Annotated in this window: 17 protein-coding genes; 7 read left to right on the top strand and 10 right to left on the bottom strand. The window is 36.2% G+C overall.

Annotated elements, in window-relative coordinates:
* Positions 1-3,161 (bottom strand): PKD domain-containing protein (locus EG849_RS07275; protein WP_199732261.1); only part of this gene is annotated, 3,161 nt, incomplete at its 3' end.
* A gap of 378 nt (positions 3,162-3,539) precedes the next feature.
* Here EG849_RS07275 and EG849_RS07270 point away from each other — a divergent pair.
* A complete protein-coding gene (locus EG849_RS07270) occupies positions 3,540-4,250 on the top strand; it encodes a DUF4197 domain-containing protein (protein WP_125012412.1) in 711 nt (236 codons plus the stop codon).
* 196 nt (positions 4,251-4,446) lie between these two features.
* On the opposite strand, the gene EG849_RS07265 is transcribed toward EG849_RS07270, so the two are convergent.
* The 3 genes from EG849_RS07265 to prfA form a co-directional block, all read right to left on the bottom strand.
* Entirely contained in the window at positions 4,447-5,268 is an 822-nt protein-coding gene (locus EG849_RS07265) for an ABC transporter substrate-binding protein (RefSeq protein WP_125012411.1), read from the bottom strand.
* Between the two features lie 84 nt (positions 5,269-5,352).
* The gene (gene pyrF, locus EG849_RS07260; RefSeq protein ID WP_125012410.1) at positions 5,353-6,165 is read right to left on the bottom strand and encodes an orotidine-5'-phosphate decarboxylase; all 813 of its coding nucleotides are present in this window, start codon (positions 6,163-6,165) and stop codon (positions 5,353-5,355) included.
* Positions 6,166-6,564: 399 nt separating this feature from the next.
* Positions 6,565-7,641, bottom strand: a complete 1,077-nt coding sequence (gene prfA / locus EG849_RS07255; RefSeq protein ID WP_125012409.1) for a peptide chain release factor 1 — start codon at positions 7,639-7,641, stop codon at positions 6,565-6,567.
* 114 nt (positions 7,642-7,755) lie between these two features.
* Here prfA and EG849_RS07250 point away from each other — a divergent pair, with 114 nt between their 5' ends.
* Both EG849_RS07250 and EG849_RS07245 read left to right on the top strand, forming a co-directional pair.
* Entirely contained in the window at positions 7,756-8,271 is a 516-nt protein-coding gene (locus EG849_RS07250) for a DUF6265 family protein (protein WP_125012408.1), read from the top strand.
* A 29-nt stretch (positions 8,272-8,300) separates the two neighbouring features.
* Positions 8,301-8,726, top strand: a complete 426-nt coding sequence (locus tag EG849_RS07245) for a VOC family protein (RefSeq protein WP_125012407.1) — start codon at positions 8,301-8,303, stop codon at positions 8,724-8,726.
* A gap of 57 nt (positions 8,727-8,783) precedes the next feature.
* Here EG849_RS07245 and EG849_RS07240 read toward each other — a convergent pair whose 3' ends face one another.
* Both EG849_RS07240 and def read right to left on the bottom strand, forming a co-directional pair.
* Complete coding sequence (locus tag EG849_RS07240; protein WP_125012406.1) at positions 8,784-9,233, bottom strand: DUF5606 family protein; 450 nt, start codon at positions 9,231-9,233, stop codon at positions 8,784-8,786.
* Between the two features lie 44 nt (positions 9,234-9,277).
* Positions 9,278-9,868: a peptide deformylase gene (gene def, locus EG849_RS07235; protein ID WP_125012405.1), complete on the bottom strand. Its 591-nt coding sequence runs from the start codon at positions 9,866-9,868 to the stop codon at positions 9,278-9,280.
* Positions 9,869-10,043: 175 nt separating this feature from the next.
* Here def and EG849_RS07230 point away from each other — a divergent pair, with 175 nt between their 5' ends.
* Positions 10,044-12,269 carry an FUSC family protein gene (locus EG849_RS07230; RefSeq protein WP_125012404.1) on the top strand — a complete coding sequence of 742 codons (2,226 nt, stop codon included), beginning with the start codon at positions 10,044-10,046 and terminating at the stop codon, positions 12,267-12,269.
* A gap of 239 nt (positions 12,270-12,508) precedes the next feature.
* On the opposite strand, the gene EG849_RS07225 is transcribed toward EG849_RS07230, so the two are convergent.
* From EG849_RS07225 to EG849_RS07215, 3 genes are all read right to left on the bottom strand, one after another.
* Positions 12,509-14,008: a malate:quinone oxidoreductase gene (locus EG849_RS07225; RefSeq protein WP_125012403.1), complete on the bottom strand. Its 1,500-nt coding sequence runs from the start codon at positions 14,006-14,008 to the stop codon at positions 12,509-12,511.
* Positions 14,009-14,117: 109 nt separating this feature from the next.
* A complete protein-coding gene (gene ruvX, locus EG849_RS07220; protein ID WP_125012402.1) occupies positions 14,118-14,531 on the bottom strand; it encodes a Holliday junction resolvase RuvX in 414 nt (137 codons plus the stop codon).
* A 13-nt stretch (positions 14,532-14,544) separates the two neighbouring features.
* Positions 14,545-15,102, bottom strand: coding sequence for a hypothetical protein (locus tag EG849_RS07215; RefSeq protein WP_148096056.1), 558 nt, complete (start codon positions 15,100-15,102; stop codon positions 14,545-14,547).
* A 254-nt stretch (positions 15,103-15,356) separates the two neighbouring features.
* On the opposite strand from EG849_RS07215, the gene EG849_RS15955 reads away from it, so the two are divergent.
* The 3 genes from EG849_RS15955 (at position 15,357) to EG849_RS07205 (ending at position 17,534) form a co-directional block, all read left to right on the top strand.
* Positions 15,357-15,482, top strand: a complete 126-nt coding sequence (locus tag EG849_RS15955) for a hypothetical protein (RefSeq protein ID WP_262679659.1) — start codon at positions 15,357-15,359, stop codon at positions 15,480-15,482.
* Between the two features lie 92 nt (positions 15,483-15,574).
* Positions 15,575-16,390 carry a 2,3,4,5-tetrahydropyridine-2,6-dicarboxylate N-succinyltransferase gene (locus EG849_RS07210; RefSeq protein ID WP_125012400.1) on the top strand — a complete coding sequence of 272 codons (816 nt, stop codon included), beginning with the start codon at positions 15,575-15,577 and terminating at the stop codon, positions 16,388-16,390.
* An 85-nt stretch (positions 16,391-16,475) separates the two neighbouring features.
* Positions 16,476-17,534, top strand: a complete 1,059-nt coding sequence (locus EG849_RS07205; RefSeq protein WP_125012399.1) for a glycosyltransferase family 9 protein — start codon at positions 16,476-16,478, stop codon at positions 17,532-17,534.
* On the opposite strand, the gene EG849_RS07200 is transcribed toward EG849_RS07205, so the two are convergent.
* Positions 17,527-18,339 (bottom strand): glycosyltransferase family 2 protein, encoded by an 813-nt coding sequence (locus tag EG849_RS07200; RefSeq protein WP_125012398.1) that lies wholly within the window; start codon positions 18,337-18,339, stop codon positions 17,527-17,529. The two genes, EG849_RS07205 and EG849_RS07200, sit on opposite strands and share 8 nt — an antisense overlap.
* Between the last annotated feature and the right edge of the window lie 20 nt (positions 18,340-18,359).

The following is an 18,359-nucleotide window of genomic DNA, read 5'->3' as shown; positions in this document are numbered from 1 at the left end:
GTAGTATTATTTTCTGTATTGGAATACCATTGATACGTTGGAGTTCCTGTACCATTTACAGTGTTAAAGGTTAATACTGATGGAGTTCCTCCCACACAAACGGTGCTTGGAACAGGCTGAATTCCCACAGAAGGCGATTGGTTTATAACTACTTTTGAAATACTGCTCGTTACGGAACAACCCAACGTATTTTGTGACACAATACAATAGTAATATCTAGTTCCTACCGTATTTGTCGGAGGAGTATATGTGGCATTCGTAGCGCCTGCAATTACTGTTCCCGAAGTAGTATTTGCCATATTAAAATACCATTGATATGTAAATGTTCCGATACCACCTGTTGCAACAATTTCTAAAATTTCTGGAGAAGCACCCTGACATAAAGTCTGATCTGCGATGGGCTGTGTTGACAAAGTCGGATCAGTGAATACATTAATCACAGCAGTTTCGCTGGTAACAATTCCGCAGTTATTTCCTGAAAAATTGATAGTTACGTAGTAATAGTAATTTCCAGCTATCGAAAAAACTCCGGGAGAATACGATTGATTAGTTGCTCCTGCAATTAAAGTTCCTCCGGTAGTTGCATTTGTCGTGTTTGAATACCATTGATAGTTTACCGATCCATTTCCGTTTGAATAACTTACCGTTAATGGATTTGCAATCGCAACACCCGCACACAAATTTTGTGAAGGCAAAGGTTGTGCAGAAATACTTGGAAGAGGTACAACTTTAACCGAAGCAATATTCGATGTCAAGTTTGAACAACCTGTAGAAGATAAAGAAATAATACAATAATAATAAACCGTTCCGGTAACACCTGTTGGCGGAACGAAAGTCGCCGAAGTCGCATCTGGAATTAGTGTCCCCCCTGTTGTTGAGTTGGAGTTATTGCTATACCATTGAAATGTCGGTGCACCTGAACTTGCATTTACAACTACCGTTAGCGGTGTTGCAACACCATTTAAACACACGGTACTTGATGAGGGTTGTGAAGAAATTATCGGAGCAGGAATGACATTTACTATATAATTTACAGGCAAACCTATACAATTTCCATTTTTAGGAGTGACAACATAAGTCACCGTTCCAGGATTGGCATTGGTCGTAGAAAGAGTTTGTGCAGGAAGTGTCGCTGTATTTCCTGAAGCTGTGAAACCAGAAATTCCAAGAGTTGCCGTTGCAGTCCAAGAAAATGTAGTTCCAGCCAGATTTGCGCCAAATGTAACTGGCACAGTTGCTGTTCCTGAACAAATCGATTGAGTTAAATCTGTATTTGTAATGGTTGGCGTAGGATTTATAGTAAATGTTTGCGTGGCTGTATTTGAATTCCCACATTCATTGATTACAATTAATGAAACGGTATAGTCTCCTGGATTTGCATAACTTATCACTCCCGGACTTAAAGTGTTTGCCGTTGAGGGATTTCCTCCTGGAAAACTCCAAGCATAAGTTACTAAACCAGGTGTTGGTGTACAATTAGCAACTGATGCTGATGGTGTAATAATAGTGGTTCCACAAGCATTTGTAATTGTTGCAATAGAAACTGTTGGTGGTTTTTTAACAATAACTGTTTGAACTACTGAAGTTGAAGTTCCACAAGAACTGGTGGTTTTAAGTGAAATTGTGTATGTTCCGGCTCCTGTAAAATTAAAAGACGGCGATGCAGAAGTTGCAGAAGTTCCATTTGTATAAGTATAAGAAGTTGTACCGCAGTTTGCAGAAGCATAAGTTACAATCCAATTGTAACTTTGCGTGTTACATGAATTTTCTAAATTAGTTGTATTTGTTGCTGTTACCGCTAAAGGACTACAACCCGAAACCGTACTTAAAGTAAAATTAGGAGCAATTTGTGGTTGTACGCAGATGGTTTTTGTTTTTATGTCAACAAAATCTCCACATTTATTTTTTGTTTTTAAAGTAATTATATATGTTCCTCCGACAGAAAATATTGGGCAAATAGTTTCACTACCTGAAGTCCACGCATTAAAATTCGTACTTCCAAAATCATCCCCTAAAGAACCAGTTGCAAGTGTAAACCCAGTACTTGGAGAAATAGTCCAAACCATTTTTGCAGATGAACAACCTGATGAAGTCGCTGTTTGACCGCCCGAAATTGTACTTGTCAAGCATACTTGCGTTGCTAAACAAACAGAATTTGGCGGAGTTGTAAAATTTGAAATTGGAGGAGTTGATACTCGAATTGGAACAACAGATGCAGAGGATTGATCACAAGGATTAGAGGCTTGAATACTCGCAAAAAATGAATTTTGATAAGTTGTAGCACCCGATAAACTTGAAGTTCCACACGAAGTAGTTAAAAAAGTATGCGTAACTGATGCCGGTGGCGGATGATTGAATGTAACATTAGGTGAACCATCATTAAAAGACACAATATAAATGGTTCCTGCTGGATTGTTATCCGTTCCCGTTATCGGAAAAGTTAGGGGAGCACTTATGCAAATATCCGTATTTCCGGGATTTTCTAAACCAACAGCTGGATTATTCCCAACAAATATTTTATATGTTTTTGTAACATTACAGCCATTTTGAGAAGTTATGGTATAAACCAAATCCCAAATCCCGACTTGATAGGTGTGGCTTAAAGTATTCCAAGTTGTTCCTGTAAAATTCGGACTACCGTCACCCCAACTAATCGTATAATTAAGATTGGTAGAATTGGTTGTTGAAGCATTATAAAATTCAAATTGTGATGGCTGACTGTTACATATTTTAAACACTTGAAAACCACCAAACATTCCTGATTCAGCAGACGAGTTTATGTTGGCATTTGCTTGTGCAAGTATCGTAAAATTCACACTTCCCAATACTTCATTGTTTGTAACAATCGGCTCTGAACTATCTGAAACACTAATCAAAGTATAATTAAAAACTCCTGCTACAGATGAATTTACAGGTACAGTCACTGCCGAATTTGTACCCGTTGAACTAACACTTAAATCTGTACCTCCGTTTATTTTATATATAAAAGTGTAAGGCGCTGTTCCTCCACTACCATTAAAAGTAACGACACTTGATGAATTTTGGCAAACAGTAGTTCCTCCCGAAATTGTTGCCGATATAGCAAAATTCGGCGATACATCTGAACCCAATGCAAAATTGAAAACACACAATAACAAGACAATAATGTAATTTTGTTTCATACAGCTTTATATGGTTTTTATTTATTTTTTTGATTTTAATTTTAATTTATCAAAAACAAATTTCCTTTTGAGATGTCAAATTTAACATAAAATTTAGTTTAACAATATTTTACTTGTTATTGTTTTCTTTAAGACATTATTATATAATTTTTTTATGAATTTTTTTATGGTTTAAAAATAGATACACATAAACAGTATATCTTACTGTTTTCCACAATTTGAAAAATATTTTTCTTTTTTAACATTTCTATCTCTTAAAAATTGTGGCTAAAGAATTATCTATCAGGGTACTTGAGTTTCAAGTTTGTTAAAAAACTACTGAGCTCTAAATTTAAAAACACATTATTATAGTATATTTGAAAATAAAAAAATCGTCTTATGAAAAAAGTTTTAATATTATTCACCGTTTTTTCGCTTTTTGGATGTGCCGAATTGCAGCAGGTAGCGAGTCAATATCCTAATATCGGAACCACATTAGGAAATCCAGATATTGCCAACGGATTAAAAGAAGCATTGAATAACGGCATCACCAAAGAAGTGACCAAGTTAACCGCAAGTGACGGATTTTTTAAAAACCAAGCGGTTAAAATTTTGCTTCCGGCAGAATTGCAGAAAGTAGATAAAACCTTGAGAAATATCGGCTTGTCGAGTTTGGCTGACGAAGGTCTAAAAGTGTTAAATCGCGCGGCAGAAGATGCAGTAAAAGAAGCAACTCCAATATTTATTGCCGCTGTAAAGAATATGACTTTTACAGATGCTAAAAATATTTTGCTTGGTACCGAAAATGCAGCCACAACTTATCTGCAAAATTCAACCAAAACGGCTTTATATTCTAAATTTAGCCCTGTTGTAAAAAATTCTTTAGGAAAGGTGGGTGCAGACAAAGTTTGGGCCAACATCATCACTAAATATAATGCGGTCCCGTTAACTACTGATGTCAATCCAGATTTGACTGATTATGTAACTGACAAAGCGATGGAAGGCGTTTTTAAAATGATTGCCGTAGAGGAAAAAGATATCAGAACAAATATGGCCGCAAGAACCTCTGATTTGTTAAAAAGAGTCTTTGCCATGCAAGACAAGAAGTAATTCAGTAGATAGTTAAATTTTTAATTATCAAATAGATAGAAATAACATTGCCTTAACATATCAATTCAAAAAAAATTCTGACCTTTGCAAAGAGATTAATGGTTTTCTCATTTGGTTAGGGTTAGTTAGAAAAAAAATGCCAGCGCTTTTTTGAAGTACTGGCTTTTTTATTTGGTATAAATTGAATTTTAAACTTCTAATTATCGAAGCTTTTTATGCGATTGTGAATGGTTTTAAAATAGTCGAAAGCCTTCAATAATCGACTTCCATACCAAGAAAACATTTCGCCATCGACAAAAATTGTTTTGGCGTGATGCGTAAATCTCCCGATTTCAAAAGCATGTTCGTCTTTAAACGGAAACGGTTCTGAAGATAAAAATACAATTTCTGGATCGCCTTGTATTCTTATTTTTTGAATAATTATTTCAGGATAACGCCCAGAAAATTTTTCAGGATTGTCATAAATATTTTGGAAGTTGTTCAGCTTTAAAATTTCATTGATATAATTATCAGATCCAGCCACCATAAATGGATCTTTCCAGATGAAATAAGCCACTTTTCGAGAAGGCTTGTCCTTCATAAATTCAAGAAAATCTTGTTGCGCATTTTTAATCTTATCTGAAATTTTTAGAGCTTCTGTTCTGCAATTGAACAATTTTCCGAAATCAGAAATCATCTGGAAATTGTCTTCAATCGTAATCACATTCGTCACCCAAACCGGCGCAATTTTTCGAAGTTCTTCTACAATTTCTAAGGTATTTTCTTCTTTATTCGCGATGATAATATCCGGTTGAAGCAGTTTTATCTTTTCGTAATGTACTTTTTTTGTGCCTCCAATTATTTTCTTCGTCTGCTTTAAGTGATACGGATGTACGCAGAATTTCGTGATTCCGATGATGTTTTCTTCCAGACCTAATTCATAAAGCAATTCGGTTTGCGATGGAACCAAAGAAATGATTCTTTTTGGCGTATTTTCAAAAGTTAACGTGGTACCTATTTGGTCTTGGAAAGTTTTCATAGCTTATTTCTCGGATATTTTTTGCAACAAATTCACGAATTTCAGAGTATACCAATAAAAATTTTAGTGAAATCTGTGTTTGTTTTAGTTTAAAATTGAAGCCATTTCTTTTTGGATTTTCATTGCTTCTTCTCTTGCTTTTTCTGCAAAATCATTTTCTGCTGAAGCATAAATAATTCCTCTTGAAGAATTGATTAGCAAACCAATGTTTTCTGAAATTCCATATTTGCAAACTTCAGAAAGACTTCCCCCTTGCGCTCCAACTCCAGGAACTAATAAAAAACTATCGGGAATAATTTTCCTGATTTCAGTAAAATATTCTGCTTTTGTAGCGCCAACAACATACATCAGGTTTTCAGCATTTTTCCAAGTTCTTGAAGTTTCAATCACTTGTTTGTACAATTCTTTTCCCTCAACCGATTTGGTCTGGAAATCAAAAGCACCTTCGTTGGAAGTCAATGCTAAAAGTATCGTGAATTTGTCTTTTACAGCTAAAAATGGCTCGACAGAATCTTTCCCCATATAAGGAGCGACAGTCACGGAATCAAACGCTAAATCTTCTAAAAACGCTTTGGCATACATGGAAGAAGTATTGCCGATATCGCCCCGTTTTGCATCTGCGATTGTAAAAATTTCTGGATGTTTCTGGTTTAAATAGTTGATTGTTTTTTCTAATGAAATCCAGCCTTTTATACCGTAAGCTTCGTAGAAAGCGGTGTTGGGTTTGTAAGCAACGGCCAAATCGTGCGTGGCGTCAATTATTGCTTTATTGAATTCAAAAATAGGATCTTCTGTGACAAGAAGATGTTGCGGAATTTTATTTAAATCGACATCCAATCCGATGCAAAGGAAGGATTTTTTGTTTTTAATTTCTTGTGTGAGCTGTTGTGAAGTCATCGTTTGGCAAAAGGTTTATATTGTAGTTAGTTGAATTGCAAAGTTCGGAAAAAAATAAGGTTTTAAGAAATTGTTTTTTTTGCCCGCAAAGTCGCTAAGACGCAAATCGGTATGTCTAAATTGTGAACTTGGCAACTTTGCGAACTATTTTATTTTTACTCAATGCTTCTATTGTTTCCAGAAATGCGGAAAGTTTCTCAAATAGCCCCGATTGCAGGGGAAATCCTTTTCCATTTTTTCTGGAACCTGAATTTATTTCAGGTTAAAAATGAAAAAGATTGTAACGGAAAGCGGGAATTGCCTTTCCTGAAAATGAAACGGCGATTCGCTTCTGATAAAAAAAAATGCCAAACTAATTGTCTGGCATCTTTCTTCTTGTATCTTTTTCTGTTTTCTAAATTAGAAAACTTCGCTTGCTTCTTTTAATTTCTCCATATTATTAACCAATTGCAATTCGTCGATTAATTTCTGGATTTTTCCGTTCATCACGCCATCCATATCAAAAATATCCATCCCGATTCTGTGATCGGTTACACGACCTTGAGAATAGTTATAGGTACGGATTTTTGCAGAACGGTCACCAGAACTTACTTGAGACGTACGTTTTGTAGCGTCTTCCGCTTGTTTTTTCGCCAATTCTTGCTCATACAAACGAGAACGCAAAACGCCAAAAGCTTTGTCTTTATTTTTGTGCTGTGATTTCTGGTCTTGACATTGCGCCACCAAACCTGTTGGGATGTGCGTCAAACGAACGGCTGATTTTGTGGTGTTAACCGACTGACCTCCAGGACCTGAAGAACAGAAAAAATCAACACGAACGTCGTTCATATCGATCTGAACGTCAAACTCTTCCGCTTCTGGCAAAACCATAACCGTGGCCGCAGACGTGTGAACGCGACCTTGAGTCTCGGTTTGAGGAACACGCTGTACGCGGTGAACGCCAGCTTCAAACTTCAAAGTTCCGTAAACGTCTTCGCCTGTAACTTCAAAAATAACCTCTTTGAAACCGCCTGAAGTTCCTTCGTTCATATCGACAACTGACGTTTTCCAGCCTTTGCTTTCGCAATATTTGGTGTACATTCTGAACAAATCTCCTGCAAAAATACTGGCTTCGTCGCCACCGGTTCCGGCACGAACTTCGACCATTACGTTTTTAGCGTCTTCCGCATCTTTTGGAATCAACATAAACTTGATTTCTTCTTCCAATTCTGGCAATCTGTCTTTGGCTTCTTCCAACTGCATTTTGGCCATTTCGGTCATTTCTGGGTCGCTTCCGTCAGCAATAATTTCATTTGCTTCCTCGATATTCCCCATTATAGTCACATATTCGTCACGCTTTTCAGCCAACGCTTTCAAGTCTTTGTATTCTTTATTCAACTGAACATAACGTTTCTGATCAGCAATCACATCTGGCTGGATGATCAAGTCTGAAATCTCGTCGAAACGCTGTTTTACTATCTGCAATCTATCTAACATCTTTTTCTTTCGTTGTTTGGAGTGCAAATTTACGAAAAAGTTTTTGATTTTAAATGCGCCTTTTTTGAATTGGAAAATGCTAAATTCGTAGTTCGAATTACTTAACTTTTATTTATGAAAAAAACGCTTACTTATCTGACTACTTGTATTTTAATTTCTGTAATGTCTTGCAAGGAAGCACACGATTCAAAATTGCCACCGATGGAAATCACAGCTAAAAAGTATGACGCTGTTGAAAATGCAAATTGGCTTATTGGACGCTGGGAAAATAATTCTGCTGAAGGAAATTTTTCTGAATTTTGGACCAAAGCAAATGATTCTACTTTTCAGGGAGAAAGTTATTTTGTAATTGAAAAAGATACCGTTTTTGGAGAAAAAGTGGCATTGATGCAACGCGGCACTGATTTTATTTATGAAGCTAGAGTTGCAAAACAAAATGACGAAAAACCGGTTCCTTTTAAATTGACAAGTTCTTCAGAGAAAGAAATGGTTTGGGAAAATCCGTCACATGACTATCCTAATAAAATTGTCTATAACAAAGTGGGAAATGATAGTTTAGTCGCTAACATTTTTGGTATAAAAGACGGAAAAGAAAAGTCGGAAACTTTCAAAATGAAAAAAGTTCAGTAGATTTATCGCAAACAAAAAACAAAACAAATATGGCACAAGTTAATCCTTATCTTATCTTTAACGGTACTTGCGAAGAAGCGTTCAATTTTTATAAAACGGTTTTTGGTGGCGAATTTGCTCACATCGGAAAATTTAAAGACATGCCTTCTGAGCAACCGCTTGCGGATGATGTTGCGAATATGATTATGCACGTTTCGTTGCCGATTAGTTCAGAAACTATTTTGATGGGAAGCGATATGCACGAATCTTTTGGTTTTAAAGTTCAAGCCGGAAGCAATTTTGCAGTCTCAATAAACACCGACAGCGAAGAAGAGGCGACAAAACTTTTTAACGGACTTTCCGCTGGCGGAAATGTAACAATGCCTTTAGACAAAACGTTTTGGGGCGCTTACTTCGGGATGTTTACCGATAAATTTGGCATTCACTGGATGGTCAATTATGATTATGAACAATAAGTCAAAAAAAAAGCCTCGCTTACTAAAAAACGAGGCTTTTTTATATCATTAAAAGAATTATTTTGCTTCTTCTGCAGTAATCTCTTCTGCAACAACTTCTTCTTTTGCTTTTGCAACTGGCGCTTCTTTTGAAACCAAACCTCTTGCTTGAAGCATATTGTACCAATTTAGTACCTTTTTGATGTCAGAAACATATACTCTATCCTCATCATAATTAGGAAGAATTTCTTTAAAATAAGTTACCAAAGTGGCGTTGTCTTCTTTATGAGAAGGCGCTGGTCCGTTATCTTCTTTTGTCGCAATCGCTCTCATTACTTCCGCTAACGGTTTTTCTTTTTCAATAGTGTAAATTGAAATTTCAGAAAGCAAGCTCACGTTGCTTCTTAAACCCACAGTAATTTTTTTACCGTCAATCATCGATTCAGCAACAAAACCTGTACGAGTTTGTAGTTTCAATGCGTATAAACCTGGCTTGCCTGAAATGGCTAATATTTTTTCTAAATTCATTTTAAAGCTATTTATAATTTGAAATTAATTTATTTATTTTTTGATTATCTCCCTTTTTTTGGAGATACAAACTTCATTTTATAATCTGGTCTGGTTTTACCTTCCATAATATTTTGAAGTTTTTTCTTTATTAACTGTTTTTTTAATGAAGATATTTTATCGGTAAACAAAATTCCTTCAATGTGATCGTATTCGTGCTGTATTACCCTAGCAATCAGACCGTCAAATACTTCGGTTTTTTTATCAAAATTCTCGTCTAAATATTCAATCGTGATTTTTTCGTTTCTATAAACGTCTTCGCGAACTTCTGGAATACTTAAACATCCTTCATTAAATCCCCATTCTTCACCTTCTTCTTTCAGCATTTTTGGATTAATAAAAGTTCTTTTGAAGTTTTTCAATAATTCCTGCTCTTCTTTTTCCAAGTCTTCGTCTTCTCCAAAAGGAGAAGTATCAACAATAAAAATGCGCAAGCTCAAACCCACTTGTGGCGCCGCCAATCCAACACCGTAAGCATTATACATTGTATCAAACATATTGGCTAAGATTTCTTTTAAGTTTGGGAAATCCTGTGGAATGTCCTCGCCTACTTTTCTTAAAACCGGATCGCCGTATCCTATAATTGGTAAAATCATTTCTTTTGTATTGAATTATACGGGTTTAACAATCTATTCATTAAACGCGGATCGCAAAAATAGTGAAAAAACATAAATTATAATAACCTTTTATAACATTGAAAGCGTTAATTCTTTATTTTTTTAAATCCATAAATGTTTGGCAATTGCTATCTTTGTTATTAACCGTTCCATAATGATTCAGAAAGTACGCAATTTTACCGACTCCACCAATTTTTCTAATGCACTGAAAGTGACTTTAGCAGCGGTAATTCCTGCACTTTTTTTTTCATTTCAAGGTAATTTCTTAATCGGATTTAATATTGCAATTGGAGCTTTTTTAGCCTACCCGAGCGATATCCCAAGTAATTTAAAACATAAAATCAACGGACTTTTAGTCGCTTCCTTACTTGTGGCGGGTTGCAATTTAATTGTAAATCTTTTGCATCTTTTTCCTTTGGTGTTTTATCCAGTGGTTTCCTTGCTGATTTTCTTTTTCTCCATGATTTCAGTCTATGGACAGCGAGCCACGCAGGTTTCTTTCTCCGCCTTGCTTTCCATCTGCCTGTCTTTTGGCCATATTCAAGAAGATTTTTCAATGATGCTCCAATATTCTGGATTAATGTTGGTTGGAGGTTTATTTTACTTATTAATTTCCCTGATTTTCGCTTACATAAGGCCCCACCGATATGTAGAATTGCAAATTGCAAGCTGTTTAAAACTGACTGCAAAATACATGAAACTGCGTGGAGATTTGTGGAATGTAAATTCCGAAAGGGAAAAAATCGTTGAAAAACAATTGATCCTGCAAGTGGAACTGAACACGATTCACGAAAACCTGCGCGAAGTTTTAATTAAAAACAGAACAAACACAAGCGGAACGTCAGACCAAACTCGAAAAATGACTTTGGTTTTCATCTCACTTTTAGAAATTTTAGAACTCGCGCTTGCCACTTCTTTTGACCATACTAAATTACAACAGAAGTTTGAAAAACATCCAAAACTTTTAAAAACGTATCAAAATCTGGCCTATAATCTGGCTTCTTCATTAAAAGCTATTTTCAAAAGCATTGAAAACCATCAAAAATATGTTCCAAAACATTCGCTGTTAAAAGACCTCGAAAGTTTAGAAAATGCAATCAACAATTATCAGGAAGAATTGGGTAAAGTTGAAGCTTCTGAAGGCGTTTGGATGCTGTCAAATATGCTTCATTATGCCGAAAAGCAAATTGAGAAAATAAAAATTATCGAGCGTGCTTTTATGCCAAATTTTAACAGCAATGAATTTAAATTGCGCGACCGAAGCCTTGATAAGCTGATGACATCCCAATATTATCCTTGGAGTACATTGAGAGAAAACTTGAGCTTTTCGTCCACTATTTTCAGGCATTCGCTTCGTTTGACTGCTACGATAATACTAGCTTTTATTATCGGAAGCATCTTCGCGTTTGACAAAGTCTATTGGATTTTGTTGACCATTGTCGTGATTATGCGACCAGGTTATGGACTCACAAAAGAGCGTTCTTTTCACCGAATCATCGGCACCGTCGCAGGCGGACTCATCGCTTTTGCATTACTATTATTTGTCACAGATCCTGTAATTAAAGCTACTTTGGCCATCACTTCAATGATTTTAGGATTCACATTTACTTCTATAAACTATAAAGTCGGAGCCACTTTTGTTACGATTTATGTCGTTTTTGTGTACGGAATCATGACGCCGAATATTAACGATGTGATTCAATATCGAATACTTGACACTCTTGTTGGAGCTGGTTTGGCCTTTTTAGCAAACTATTTTTTCTGGCCTTCGTGGGAGTTTATGACGCAGCCCATTTACATCAAAAAATCCATTGAAGCCAACCGCGATTACCTTAACGAAATTTCAATTTATTACAACGCAAAAGGCGAAACCACGCCATCGTATCGCTTGGCGCGAAAAAATGCGTTCATCGAAATCGGCAATTTGATGGCATCTTTCCAGCGAATGACGCAAGAGCCTAAATCAAAGCAAAAACAAGTACAGCAAGTTTACAAATTGGCCGTTTTGAACCACACGTTGCTGTCTTCACTGGCTTCGCTCGGCACTTACGTGCAAACGCACAAGACCTCAAAAGCGTCAGAAGCCTTTAATGTTGTGGTGCAGACCGTCGTGAAAAACTTAAATTACGCCATTACTTTTGCCAATCTTGAAGTTTCAGAACAAATGGCAACTGCCGAAAATAATGAAGATTTGGCCATGCGTTTTACCGAATTAAAAAATATGCGTGCCAAAGAATTGAAGGAAGCCCATCTTTCTGACGAAGATGAATTTCAGCTCAAAATGCAGGAAGCCCAACTCGTGATCGAACAGCTGGTGTGGCTCACAAATCTTTCTGAAAGCATCGTGAAAGCGTCCAAACAATTAAGCCAAACCAAGTAGTTTTATGAACCAAACTTCCGCTTCTTTTAAACCATTTTCCTGCTGGATGCACTATCTTTTATCCAGCAAAAAAGCGGTATAAAAGGATAGTCGCAACCATCAGGGTTAGGACTCCAACTTTTTTAGGCTTCTTTTAAACTTTTTAAATATTTTGAATAAAAAACCCAAACTCTAAAAAGAATTTGGGTTGTTATTTATAAATTTTCAGAAGCCAATTCTATGTAAATCTTTGTTGTTCCTTAAACCTTAACCAATTTCAAAACATCCGCAGAATGATTTCGAACTTCTTCCAGAAGCGCTTGATTTTCATTTAAAGAAATGCCATAAGACGGAATCATTTTCTTTAATTTCTCTTGCCATTCGGCTGTTTTTTCTTGCTCAGAAAAACATCTTTGAACCAAGTCTAACATGATTGAAACCGCTGTTGAAGCTCCAGGAGAAGCTCCTAATAAAACCGCTAACGAACCGTCCCCAGCCGTTACTACTTCAGTTCCAAATTCAAGAACCCCACCGCCGTGCTCTCCTTTTTTAATCACTTGCACTCTTTGTCCGGCATGTTCCAAAACCCAGTCTTCCATTTTTGCATCTGGAAGATATTCTCTTAAAGCTTGTATTCTATCTTCAGGCGATTGGCGCACTTGGTCAATCAAATATTTGGTCAAAGGCAAATTATGAAAACCAGCAGAAAGCATCGGTATCATATTGTTCATCTTAATTGAAAGTGGCAGATCTAAATAAGAACCATTTTTCAAAAACTTTGTAGAAAATCCAGCATAAGGCCCAAATAACAAGGCTTTTTTACCATCAATCAATCTTGAATCAATGTGTGGCACCGACATGGGTGGCGCCCCAACAGACGCTTTTCCGTATACTTTTGCATTGTGTTTTGCAATCACATCTTCGTTGATGCATTTCAGCCATTGCCCGCTTACCGGGAAACCGCCAAAACCATTTCCTTCTGGAATTCCTGCTTTTTCTAATAAAGGAAGCGAACCGCCGCCCGCTCCGATGAAAACAAAATTTGTCCTTACTTTTTTAACATCTCCAGTGGCAAGATCTTTAATTTTAATTCTCCAGCGGCCGTCTTCTTGCTTTTTCAAACTCTTTACATGGTGGTGAAAATGAAGTTCCACGCCCTGCAATGTTTTTAAGTAATCGAAAATATTCCGAGTCAATTCGCCAAAATTCACGTCTGTTCCAATTTTCATTGAAGTCGCTGCAAATGCTTGGCTTTCTCTTCTGCCCTCCATCACCAATGGCATCCAAGATTTAATTTTTTCAGTATCTTCAGAATATTCCATTCCTTTGAAAAGTCCAAATTGTTGCAGGGCATCATATCTCTTTTTCAAGAAATCGACATTTTCTTCGCCCCACACAAAACTCATGTGCGGAATGCTTTTTATAAAATTCTCGGGATTTGAGATTAAGTTTTTTTCTACCAAATAAGCCCAAAACTGCTTTGAAACCTCAAAAGATTCTGCAATTTTTACTGCTTTTTTGGTTTCAATTTCGCCATTTGCAAGTTGAGGCGTGTAGTTTAGTTCGCAAAAAGCCGAGTGTCCCGTTCCTGCATTGTTCCAAGCATCAGAGCTTTCCGCAGCAGCGACATCAAGCCGTTCATAAATTTCAATTTTTATTTTTGGATTCAGTTCTTTGAGGAGTAAGCCTAAAGTTGCGCTCATAATTCCAGCTCCAATTAAAACCACATCGGTTTCAGATCGTAAAGTCGTAGTTGCCATCACAAAATTTTTGTAGCGCAAAGATACTTTTAATGAAATAAATAATTACGGAACTTGCTCAATTTTAAATAACTTTTCACACTTTTAATGAAATCTAAAAAAAAAGGCACTATTTTTTTTTAGATAAATAATCTTGCAGCATAATCGTTGCCGAAATTTCATCGATCAAGGCTTTGTTTTGTCTTTGTTTCTTTTTTAACCCGCTATCAATCATGGTCTGCAATGCCATTTTTGACGTAAAACGCTCGTCAACCCTTTCAATTGAGAGGTATGGAAAAGATTTTTTGAATTTTTCAACGAAAGCTTCGATGACTTCTGTGCTTTCGGATGGCGTGTAATCCATTTGTTTTGGTTCGCCGATAAGTACTTTTTCTACTTTCTCTTTAGAAAAATAGTCTTTTAAAAATGCAATTGCAGTTTCTGAAGGAATGGTCGTCAATCCCGAAGCGATGATTTGCATTTCATCAGTAACCGCGATTCCTGTGCGCTTTTTTCCGTAATCTATAGCTAAAACTCTTGGCATTTTTTTTAATTTTTTATTTTCTGAAAATTATTTTCTTGAGTCTTCCTAATTCATCATTCATTCCAAAACAATCACAAATAAAATCTCCCTTAGAAAAACTTACTTGATCACATCCAAAACAAATTTTTGCTATTCCCGTTTCTACTTTGTTGTTACTAAAAACAAAAATATCTCGATAAATTGGTACACAAGCCGTTGCTGTAATTTGATCACATTTCCTTTCAGCAAAAACTTTTGTTCTTAATTCCTCATAATATTTTGAATCAATCACTTTTTTCACAGCTCCTTCTGAATTTATGGCTTCTTGAAAATCAATTTTATCTTCATTGGTCGTTGGACTTTCCCTCTCTAAAAAAACCGTAAGCATTTTTGTATGTCTTGATACCGTATCTTTTTTTATCAAGTCACGATAATCATGTTCAGAAATCTCGATTTGATAATGCACGACTTCATCAAAATCAAAAAACGGTTTTCCTTCTGTAATTCGTTTATTTAATTCTTCTTGAGTTTCATATTCAGGTAAATTCTCTTCTGTTTTCTTATTGCAAGAAATCAAAAGAAAAAATATCATCAATTTGAAAACTACTTTCATAAATTAAATTTCTCCAAATTTACACTTTTAATTTTCCTAATCTTAAAAGCATCGAAAAAGTGACTTCTTTTCTGATTTGTTGTGAAGGTCGTTCTTAAATCTTTTCTTATCAAGTCAATTATTTTTTTACCAGAGATTCAAAGGCTTTTTTTGTTTCACTTTGTGTTTCTTTGATTCAACTTAAAAACTTTTTAAAGATAATACGGGGCCGAATGTTTACAAAAAAGCGACTAGTGTCTCTAATAGCCCCGATTGGCGGGAGTAGCTTTTTCTTCCGGTACGGAGAAAAACTACTGCAGAAAGCGGGAATTGCGACAACTGAAAATGCCGAAACTTTGGCTTCTGAAAAAAATGTATAATTTTTGATTTAAAATGTGTGATTTGTGCGTTTGGTTTTAAAAATTTTAGTTCCTAAATTGAAAAAAATTATCTTTGTGCAAAATTAAAATATATGAATACTTTACAAACAATTATAGAGCAGGCTTGGGAAAACCGAGCATTGCTACAGGAAGAGAAAACTACAACTGCGATTCGTGAGGTCGTTGACTTGCTTGATGCAGGAAAACTGCGTGTTGCAGAGCCTGTTGAAAACGGTTGGCAGGTGAACGAATGGGTAAAAAAAGCGGTTGTTATGTATTTTCCTATCCAGAAAATGGAAACTTTAGAGGCCGGAATTTTTGAATATCACGATAAAATTCCGTTGAAAAGAGGTTTTGCAGCAAAAGGAATTCGTGTGGTTCCAAATGCGGTGGCGCGCCATGGTGCTTATATTTCAAGCGGTGTGATCTTGATGCCAAGTTATGTAAACATTGGCGCGTATGTGGATGAAGGAACGATGGTTGACACCTGGGCGACAGTTGGAAGCTGTGCGCAGATTGGTAAAAACGTACACTTGAGTGGCGGTGTTGGAATTGGCGGTGTTTTAGAACCATTGCAGGCGGCTCCGGTTATTATTGAAGATGGCGCCTTTATTGGTTCCAGATGTATTGTGGTGGAAGGTGTCCGCGTGGAAACGGAAGCGGTTCTGGGTGCGAATGTTTGCTTGACGGCTTCGACAAAAATTATTGATGTGACTGGCGATGTGCCTGTGGAGATGAAGGGAATTGTTCCGGCGCGCTCTGTGGTGATTCCAGGAAGCTATACTAAAAAATTCGCTGCGGGAGAATTTCAAGTTCCGTGTGCGTTGATCATTGGAAAAAGAAAACCTTCGACTGATTTAAAAACTTCTTTGAACAATGCCCTGCGAGAATATGATGTGGCAGTTTAGACCTTTTAGATTTTTAGATGGTTGCACTTCTTAGACTTTCGGGTCTTTGACTTTTTCACTCTTGACTTTCAAACTTTAGACGTAAATGAAAATACTTGTGATTCAGCAGAAAATGATTGGCGATGTTTTGGCCAGTTCCATTTTATGCAATAATTTAAAGCTGATTTATCCGGATGCGCAGGTGGATTATTTGATTTATCCGTTCACGAAACCCGTGGTGGAAAACAATCCGAATATTGATCATTTGATTCTTTTTAAGGACGAATTTCGAAAGAGCAAAAAAGCGCTGTTGAAATTTTTGATTTCGATTAGAAAAGCAAAGTATGACATTGTCATCGATGCTTATGGAAAGTTAGAAAGCAACTTGGTTGTGGGAATGTCAGGTGCCAAAACAAAGATTGGCTGGTACAAATCCTATACTAATTTTGTATATTCAAAAACGTTCATCGAAACCTCAAAACCACTGACTTCAGCAGGTTTGGCAATTGAAAACAGAATGCTCTTGCTGACTCCGTTTTCTTCTAAAAAACAACTTGACAACAGGCCCAAAATCTTTTTAACCGAAGAAGAAATTGCAAATGGAAAAGCGATTTTAGAACAACATAAAATTGATTTTTCGAAGAAGATTTATATGATTGGCGTCTTGGGAAGCGGAAAAAACAAAACGTATCCTTTTCCTTTTATGGCAAAAGTTTTAGATTTTATTGTTGCCAAAACGGATGCCACGCTTCTATTTAATTATATGCCGTCGCATTTGAAAGAAGCGCAAGAAATCTTCCATTTGTGTTCGCCAGAAACTCAAAAAAACATAAAAATTGATATAATTCCCGGAAGCATTCGGGAATTTTTATCGATTACGTATCATTGTGATGCTTTGATTGGTAACGAAGGTGGTGCTGTGAATATGGCAAAAGCACTTTACAAACCGACTTTTACTATTTTTTCTACATGGATAAAAAAGGAGGCTTGGAATGCTTTTGAAGATGGAACCGACAATGTTTCCGTTCATTTAAAAGATTTTAAACCCGAATTGTACGGCGAAAAATCGGCAAAAGAAATGAAAGACAAAGCAATGGAATTGTATGAAAATTTCACACCTGATTTGGTCATTCCGAGTTTAGAAAAGTATTTGGAGATTAATTAGAATCGATACCAATTGGTGTTTTTACCACTTTATTATTTCGGGTATTTTCTCTGACAGCAAAGTTTTTCTTCCATGTGGCTTCATTAACATAACCTCTTGCGTGGTCCAAATGCACAACTATGGCGCTGTATCGAATTTGTTTTGACTTCAAACCTTTGTTAAAAAGTCGTTCGCCCAATTCTCTATCTTGTCCACCATATTGCATCTCTTGATTAAAACCGTTGATAAAAACCAAATCTTCTTTCCAGCCAGAAGCGTTGTGACCGTTCCAAGTGGCTTTAGTTGGTGTAATCAAATTCAACAATTTAGACATAAAACCGGTTGCAGAAAGCTTGTTATTTTTGAATGATTTTTTCAGTCCACGACTTACGAGCCAATCAACTTGGAAACATTTTTGGAACAAAATATCTTCTTTGGTAATTGCCTGCGAAATATTCATCGGAAGCATGAAATAACCTCCAGAAAGAAAGAAACCTTTTTCACGATGATGCAAATGCGTTTCTACAAAATCTTTTCTAGGAATGCAATCTCCATCCGTAAAAATCAGGTAATCAGAATTGGATGCTACAATAGCCTTATTCAAAATTTGAGATTTTTGAAAACCATTGTCTTCCTGCCAAACGTGAATTAACGGCATTGAAACCTGTTCTCTTAAATTGTCTAAAAGTTCTTTCGTTTTAGGTTTTGAACCATCGTCAGCAATAATGATTTCGAAGTCAAGGTCGGTTTGCACACTGAATCCCCAAATGACTTTTTCTAGCCATTCTTCTGAATTATAGGTACTCATTATTACAGATGCTTTCATATTCTAATTTAAGAAAATTA

Source organism: Flavobacterium macacae (assembly GCF_003865365.1).
GTDB classification, from domain to species: Bacteria; Bacteroidota; Bacteroidia; order Flavobacteriales; family Flavobacteriaceae; genus Flavobacterium; species Flavobacterium macacae.
This window is presented reverse-complemented; position numbering and strand designations above follow the sequence as displayed.